The sequence below is a fragment of the Microbacterium sp. H6 genome, assembly GCF_003314775.1.
Taxonomy (GTDB): domain Bacteria; phylum Actinomycetota; class Actinomycetes; order Actinomycetales; family Microbacteriaceae; genus Microbacterium; species Microbacterium oxydans.
Genome location: NZ_QOAY01000258.1, coordinates 1 through 7,154, shown reverse-complemented (window position 1 = coordinate 7,154; position 7,154 = coordinate 1). Strand labels below are relative to the sequence as shown.

General features: G+C 65.8%; 7 protein-coding genes and 1 pseudogene. 5 read left to right on the top strand and 3 right to left on the bottom strand.

Annotated elements, in window-relative coordinates; genetic code table 11:
• Positions 1 to 708 (bottom strand): LacI family DNA-binding transcriptional regulator (locus tag DSP71_RS16575; protein WP_258546504.1); only part of this gene is annotated, 708 nt, incomplete at its 3' end.
• 227 nt (positions 709 to 935) lie between these two features.
• Here DSP71_RS16575 and DSP71_RS16570 point away from each other — a divergent pair.
• The 5 genes from DSP71_RS16570 to DSP71_RS16550 all read left to right on the top strand — a co-directional run bounded on the left by DSP71_RS16570 (position 936) and on the right by DSP71_RS16550 (position 6,419).
• Entirely contained in the window at positions 936 to 1,805 is an 870-nt protein-coding gene (locus DSP71_RS16570; protein WP_061015291.1) for a sugar phosphate isomerase/epimerase, read from the top strand.
• A 179-nt stretch (positions 1,806 to 1,984) separates the two neighbouring features.
• Positions 1,985 to 3,487: a sugar ABC transporter ATP-binding protein gene (locus DSP71_RS16565; RefSeq protein ID WP_046747533.1), complete on the top strand. Its 1,503-nt coding sequence runs from the start codon at positions 1,985 to 1,987 to the stop codon at positions 3,485 to 3,487.
• Positions 3,487 to 4,521 (top strand): ABC transporter permease, encoded by a 1,035-nt coding sequence (locus DSP71_RS16560; protein ID WP_179515770.1) that lies wholly within the window; start codon positions 3,487 to 3,489, stop codon positions 4,519 to 4,521. Before DSP71_RS16565 ends, DSP71_RS16560 begins: the two co-directional genes overlap by 1 nt.
• Positions 4,522 to 4,679: 158 nt before the next feature.
• The gene (locus DSP71_RS16555) at positions 4,680 to 5,681 is read left to right on the top strand and encodes an ABC transporter substrate-binding protein (protein WP_058633100.1); all 1,002 of its coding nucleotides are present in this window, start codon (positions 4,680 to 4,682) and stop codon (positions 5,679 to 5,681) included.
• 156 nt (positions 5,682 to 5,837) lie between these two features.
• On the top strand, positions 5,838 to 6,419 hold the full coding sequence (locus DSP71_RS16550; RefSeq protein WP_113681624.1) for a glyoxalase/bleomycin resistance/extradiol dioxygenase family protein: 582 nt from the start codon (positions 5,838 to 5,840) through the stop codon (positions 6,417 to 6,419).
• A gap of 13 nt (positions 6,420 to 6,432) precedes the next feature.
• Here DSP71_RS16550 and DSP71_RS16545 read toward each other — a convergent pair whose 3' ends face one another.
• On the bottom strand, positions 6,433 to 6,729 hold the full coding sequence (locus tag DSP71_RS16545) for a putative quinol monooxygenase (protein WP_258546503.1): 297 nt from the start codon (positions 6,727 to 6,729) through the stop codon (positions 6,433 to 6,435).
• Positions 6,730 to 6,803: 74 nt separating this feature from the next.
• Positions 6,804 to 7,154, bottom strand: a pseudogene (locus DSP71_RS16540) (aryldialkylphosphatase); the annotation flags it as partial.

The following is a 7,154-nucleotide window of genomic DNA, read 5'->3' as shown; positions in this document are numbered from 1 at the left end:
CTCGGCGGGGGGCAGGGCGATGATCCGCATGCCGGCCTCCAGGCCGTCCTCGGTCGCCAAGTGCGGCACTTCGACCGTCGACACCGTCGCGTCCGTGTCGGCGACGGCTTCGCGGAGCCCGGCCAGACGATCGTTCGACTGGCTCACCGCCGGGTTGCCGAGGAACAGGATGCGTCGTCGCCCGAGATCGACGAGGTGCTTCCCCGCGAGGCGGCCGCCGGCACGATCGTCGAACAGCACGGATGCGACCTTCGATGAGTCGGGGATCGGTCCCACCACGACCGAGCGGATGCCGCGATCGGCGAGCGCCTCGAGGCGCAGTACGACGTCGCCGAGCGGATAGATGACGATGCCCTGCACACGGTGCGCCTCGAACATGTCGAGGTTGCGTCGCTCCTGTGTCTCGTCGCGGTCGCTGTTGCTGAAGAAGAGCGACCAGCCGCCCTCGCGCGCCACGTCCTCGACGCCGCGCGAGAGGTCGTGGAAGTAGGGCAGCCAGGCATCGAGGAGGATGAGCGCCAGCGCCTTGCTCGAGCCGGCCCGCAGCTGCCGAGCGGATTCGTTGGGCACGAAGTCGAGCTCTTCGATCGCGGCCCGTACCCGCTCGCGGCTCGCGGCTCCGAGCACGTGCGGGTGATTGAGGTAGTTCGACACGGTGGAGGAGGAGACTCCCGCGAGGGCGGCGACGTCCTTGACGCTCGCTGGCATGGGGCTCCTTCGTCTTCTTCGTCTTCGTCTTCGTTGTCTTCATCGTCGCCGCGGCGATCGGGGCTCCTGACCGCGGTGGCGGCCTCAGGATATCGGAGGAGTTGCAACGTGCCAAGAAAGTTCTTGACACCGCTGCCGCCCCCGACGTAGCGTGACTCGCACACCGGACTTGGCACGTGCCAAGTCCGGGGCGGCGACGGTGCCGGACACCCGCTGTGAGAGGTCTCATGAACATCGGCTGTCACGGTCTGGTCTGGACGGGGAATTTCGATGCCGAGGGCATCCGTCTGGCGGTGCAGAAGACCAAGGAGGCGGGCTTCGACCTCATCGAGTTCCCGCTGATGGATCCGTTCTCCTTCGACGTCGCGGTCGCGAAGGATGCTCTCGAGGAATACGGCCTCGACGTCAGTGCGTCGCTCGGCCTGTCCGAGGCGACCGACGTCACGAGCTCCGACCCCGTGATCGTTGCAGCCGGTGAAGCCCTGCTCATCAAGGCCGTCGACGTGCTCGCGGATCTCGGAGGGAAGCACTTCTGCGGCGTGATCTACAGCGCGATGAAGAAGTACATGGAGCCGGTGACCACCGAAGGGCTCGCGAGCAGCCGGGACGTGATCGCGCGGGTGGCCGACCATGCCTCCGAGCGCGGAGTGTCGGTCTCGCTCGAGGTCGTGAACCGCTACGAGACGAACGTGCTCAACACGGCGCGGCAGGCTCTCGCGTACGTCGCCGAGGTCGACCGGCCGAATCTCGGGATCCACATCGACACGTACCACATGAACATCGAGGAGTCGGATATGTTCGCGCCGGTCCTCGATGCCGCACCCGCCCTGCGCTACGTGCACATCGGCGAGAGCCACCGCGGCTATCTGGGAACCGGCACCGTCGACTTCGACGCGTTCTTCAAGGCGCTCGGGCGCATCGGGTACGACGGCCCGATCGTGTTCGAGTCGTTCTCGTCGGCGGTCGTCGCCCCTGACCTCAGCCGCATGCTCGGCATCTGGCGGAACCTCTGGAACGACAACGTCGAGCTGGGTGCCCACGCGAACGCCTACATCCGCGACAAGCTCGTCGCGGTCGAGTCGATCCGCCTGCACTGAGTCGGCGAAGGGCGGGAAGGATCAAGATGTCATTACAGGTCTTCCCAACCTCGTCGACGTTAGATACATTTAGATACAACTTGCGCTGCCCGTAGCGTAGGACGCAGAATTGATCCGATGTTTGCGACGGAATGATCCGTCGACATCGAAGCAGAACCTTCAAGGAAGCAGGTGAGCGCATGAGTGGACCCATCCTCCGGGTCGAGGGGATCAGCAAAGGATTCCCCGGCGTGCAGGCGCTGAAGGACGTGCACCTCGAGGTGCACGCCGGCGAGGTGCTCGTGCTCGTGGGTGAGAACGGCGCGGGAAAGTCGACCCTGATGAAGATCCTCTCCGGGATCTACACCAAGGACGAGGGGACGATCACGTTCGAGGGTCAGGAGGTCGAGCTCACGAGCCCTCTTCAGGCGCAGGAGCTCGGCATCACGATCATCCATCAGGAGCTCAACCTGATGCCCGATCTGACCGTGGCGCAGAACATCTACGTGGGGCGGGAGCCGACGACGGGCCCGTTCCTGTCGGAGCGCAAGCTCAACGCCCAGACCGCAGACCTGCTGCAGCGCCTCGACATCCACCTGAACCCGCGGCAACTCGTCGGCGAGCTCACGGTGGCCGAGCAGCAGATGGTCGAGATCGCCAAGGCCCTGTCGTTCAACGCCAAGGTGCTCATCATGGACGAGCCCACCTCGGCCCTCACCGACACCGAGGTCGAGACGCTGTTCGTGCTGATCGAGCAGCTCAAGGCGCGTGGCACCGGGATCGTCTACATCTCGCACCGCATGGACGAGCTGCGTCGCCTGGCCGATCGGGTGACCGTCCTGCGTGATGGCACATACATCGGATCACTCGACCGGTCCGAGATCACCATCCCGACGATCATCGAGATGATGGTCGGACGTGTGATCGACGAGGGAACCCGTCCTCAGGCCCGCGAGCACGCCAACGACCCGATCGTCCTCGATGTGCAGGGGCTGTCGACCAGGAACCTTCTCAAGGACGTGTCCTTCCAGCTGCACAAGGGCGAGATCCTCGGGTTCGCCGGGCTGATGGGTGCGGGACGCACCGAGACCGCGAGGGCGGTGATCGGCGCCGACCATCGCGACGGCGGCACCATCGCGATCGACGGTCGCACCGTGAAGATCGCCCAGCCCGCCGACGCGGTGCAGCACGGCGTCGGCTACCTCTCGGAGGACCGCAAGCTCCTCGGGCTGATGCTCGAGCAGGACGTGACGTTCAACACCGTGCTGGCCTCGCTCGGCTCCTACGCCAACGCGATCGGCTGGATGGGCGACAGCAAGGCCAAGAACCGCACCAAGGAGTACGTGCAGCAGCTGCGGGTGAAGACCCCCTCGGTCAACCAGGTGGTCAAGCTCCTCTCCGGAGGCAACCAGCAGAAGGTCGTCATCGCCCGGTGGCTGATGCGCGACTGCGACATCCTCATCTTCGACGAACCGACGCGAGGCATCGACGTCGGCGCGAAGGAGGAGATCTACCGCCTCATGCAGCAGCTCGCTGATGCAGGCAAATCCATCATCGTCATCTCATCCGAGCTCCCGGAGATCCTCCGCGTGGCGAACCGCATCGCGGTGTTCGCCAACGGCCGCATCACCGGGACGCTCCGCAACGAGGAAGCAAGCCAGGAGAAGATCATGCAACTCGCAGCCCACGGGGAGGAAGACTGATGAGCGCTCCGCAGCAGCCCGGATCGTCGACGACGACGATCATCCAGACCGCCGTGAACGAGAACACGGACAAGAGAGACGTCGGCGCGTTCCTGAAACGTCAGTTCCAGCAGTCGCTGGCGTTCGGCACGCTCATCGTGCTGATCATCTTCTTCTCGATCGCCAGCCCGAACTTCTTCACCTTCAGCAACATCGCCACGGTGCTGCTGTCGACGGCGGTCATCGGCATCCTCGCCCTCGGCACCACCTTCGTCATCATCACCGGCGGCATCGACCTGTCGATCGGCACCGGCATGGCGCTGTGCGCCGTGATGACGGGTGTGTTCGTGACCAACATGGGGCTCCCGGTGTGGGTCGGCGTGATCGGCGGCATCCTGACCGGTGTGCTGATGGGGCTCGTGAACGGTGTGAACATCACGTTCCTCCGCCTCCCGCCGTTCATCGCCACCCTCGCGATGATGATGATCGCGGGCGGCCTCGCCCTCGTGATCTCGGGTGTCGCACCGATCTACTTCTCGACGTCGGCCCCCGACTTCAAGAAGATCGCCCTCGGCGTGATCATCCCCGGCATCCCGAACGCCGTGCTCGTGACAGCGGTGCTCGCGGTCATCGCGTACCTGGTGCTGTCGAAGACGCTCCTCGGCCGGTACACGTTCGCGATCGGCTCGAACGAGGAGGCCACGCGCCTCTCGGGCGTCAACACGCGTCGTTGGACGATCCTCATCTACATGTTCGCCGGAGCTTTCACCGGGGTCGCCGGCATCGTCATCGCCTCGCGGCTGGATTCGGCCCAGCCGCAGATCGGCACCGGATACGAGCTGCAGGCAATCGCCGCGGTCATCATCGGCGGCACCTCGCTGCTGGGAGGACGCGGATCCATCCTCGGCACCGTGATCGGCGCCCTCATCATGAGCGTGCTCGTGAACGGGTTGCGCATCATGTCGATCCAGCCCGAGTGGCAGAACATCGTCGTCGGCGTGGTCGTGCTGCTCGCGGTGTTCCTCGACTCGCTGCGCAACCGACAGCGCACCTGAGACCTGGACGGCGGCGAAAACCCGTGCCCGTCGTCGTCCTCCGGCCCCGGCCGACACCCCGCGGAGACATCCGCACAGGCACCTGGAATGTCCACAGCGCCGGCTCGTCCGGCATCCACACAGAACAAACCGAGTCGTACCCAAACAATGGAGTTTTCATGAAATTCGGGAAGAAGACCGCACTCGTGGCCCTGGTGGCCGCATCCGCACTGGTGTTCGCCGGCTGTGCCGGCGGAGGCGGCGACGTGATCGAAGAGGGCTCGAGCAGCGGCGGCAGCAGCGACGGCGAGATGTACATCGCCATGGTCTCGAAGGGCTTCCAGCACCAGTTCTGGCAGGCCGTCAAGAAGGGAGCGGAGGACAAGGCGAAGGAGCTCGGCGTGAAGATCACGTTCGAGGGTCCTGCCGCCGAGACCGAGATCGCGCAGCAGCTCGAGATGCTGACCGCCGCGATCGACAAGAACCCGGACGCCATCGCCTACGCCGCCCTCGACCCCGAGGCGTGCGTCGCCCCGCTCGAGCAGGCCAAGGCGAAGGACATCCCCGTCGTCTACTTCGACGCCCCCTGCAACGGCGACGTCGGGCTCAGCCTGTCGGCCACCGACAGCAAGGTCGCCGGTGCGCTCGCTGCCGAGCACATGGCCGACCTGATCGGCGGCGAGGGCCAGGTCGCCATCGTCGGTCACTCGCAGATCAACTCGACCGGTGTCGAGCGCCGCGACGGCTTCGTCGACAAGATCGAGGCGGACTACCCCGACATCGAGATCGTCGACATCCAGTACGGTGACGGCGACCACCTCAAGTCGGCCGACATCGCCAAGACCCTGATCGCGGCCCACCCCGACCTCAAGGGCATCTACGGCACCAACGAAGGCTCCGCCATCGGTGTCGTGAACGCCGTGAACGAGCTGGGCCTCGAGAAGGGCAAGATCACGATCGTCGGCTTCGACTCCGGCGCAGCGCAGATCAACGCCATCAAGGACGGCACCATGGCCGGCGCCATCACGCAGGACCCGATCGGCATCGGCGCACAGGTCGTGCAGGCCGCCTACGACGCCGCCAACGGCGACTCCGTCGAGAAGTTCTACGACACCGGTTCGTACTGGTACGACAAGAGCAACATCGACGATGAGAAGATCGCGGCCGTGCTCTACGAGTGACACCGCAACGCTGAAGAAGCCCCTCACCTCCGGGTGGGGGGCTTCTTCGTTGCCGGACGCGGGCGGGGGATGGAATTCCACGATCGAGTCCGGGAATCGAGGTCAGGATCTGTCCGCGGTGACTGTCAGAGTGATCGCGACGAAAGGACTCACGCCATGAGCAGCACACCCGCCCGCCCGGCTGGATCGAACACCATCAACCCCTTCCTCATGACCGATGACGCCGCCCGCATCATCGACTTCGTGATCGAGGTCTTCAGGGCGACCGATGTCCCCGAGGCCCGCACCGTCGACACCGACGGACTCATCCTGCATTCCGAGCTGCGCATCGGCGACTCCGTCATCACGGTCGCCGACCGTAAGCCGGACTGGCCCTTCACCCCCGGATTCATCCAGGTGTACGTCGACGACGTCGAGGGAACGCTCGCACGAGCCGTCGGACTCGGCGCCCGTATCGTGACCCGGCCGACGGACTTCTTCGGAGACACGTTCTCGCGCTTCGCCGATCCCTCGGGAAATCTCTGGTGGGTATACGCCCACGTTCCGCAGGAGCAGACGTGGGACGCGGACGGAACGGACGCATCCACGTGGAACGGATCGGCGGAAGACGCGGGCGTGGACGACCGCGATGCCGCCGAGGCGGACTGGTCGAGCTTCACGTCACCCGAGCTCGAGTACATCCACGAAAGCCTCGTCGAGGCGATGGCGTCCTTGCGGGATCCTCGGCTCGATCGCTGACGGCGACGGATCGTCAGATCCGACGGAGGAAGGTGAGCTGCGACGAGGGTTCGACGATGAGCTCCTGCAGCGCGGCGTTGAAGGGGACACCGGCGGGGGCTGAGAGATGGGCGTGGAAGGCCGCCTCATCGCGGTAGACCTCGTACACGAAGAAGCGGTCGGGATCGTCGACGAGCCGGGACGCGTCGAAGACGAGGTTGCCCTCCTCGGCGCGCACGACATCGGCGAACGCACGCAGCAGGGTGGCCACCATGTCCCCGGTGCCTGGTCGTGCAGTGAAGGTGGCATGCAGGACGGTCGGCTCTGACACGGTGTCTCCTCGGGGCTGTCGGATGCGGATGTGGATGCCCATGTGCATGCTCTTGTTCCGGCCCATGCTCGGGTTCAGGTGGAGAGCGTCAGCAGTCGGGCCGGTGTGGTCGCGAGCATCCGGTGCACGGCTTCGTCGCCGATCGCGTCGCGCAGGCGTGGGAGGTAGCGCTCGCCGAGGTAGGCGAGTCCTGGCATGCCGCCGTAGGCGACGTCCCGCGTGCGACGAGCCACGTCGCCACCGAGCACGATCCGGTCCCCGGCGCCGCGCTCCACGACAGCGACCGTCAGGGCGAGCAGCTCGGCATCGGAGCGGGTGCGGGGTCGTGCGAAGCCGTCGTAGCCGAGGTGGGCTCCGCGTTCCGCGAGGGAGACGTGCAGGCCGGGATCGGGGTCGCGGTCGGCGTGTGCGAGCACGACGCGGTC

Bases quoted from the DNA above. Each gene is read 5' to 3' on its own strand.
- DSP71_RS16570 (WP_061015291.1), top strand. From the start codon at position 936: ATGAACATCGGCTGTCACGGTCTGGTCTGGACGGGGAATTTCGATGCC.
- DSP71_RS16565 (WP_046747533.1), top strand. From the start codon at position 1,985: ATGAGTGGACCCATCCTCCGGGTCGAGGGGATCAGCAAAGGATTCCCC.
- DSP71_RS16560 (WP_179515770.1), top strand. From the start codon at position 3,487: ATGAGCGCTCCGCAGCAGCCCGGATCGTCGACGACGACGATCATCCAG.
- DSP71_RS16555 (WP_058633100.1), top strand. From the start codon at position 4,680: ATGAAATTCGGGAAGAAGACCGCACTCGTGGCCCTGGTGGCCGCATCC.
- DSP71_RS16550 (WP_113681624.1), top strand. From the start codon at position 5,838: ATGAGCAGCACACCCGCCCGCCCGGCTGGATCGAACACCATCAACCCC.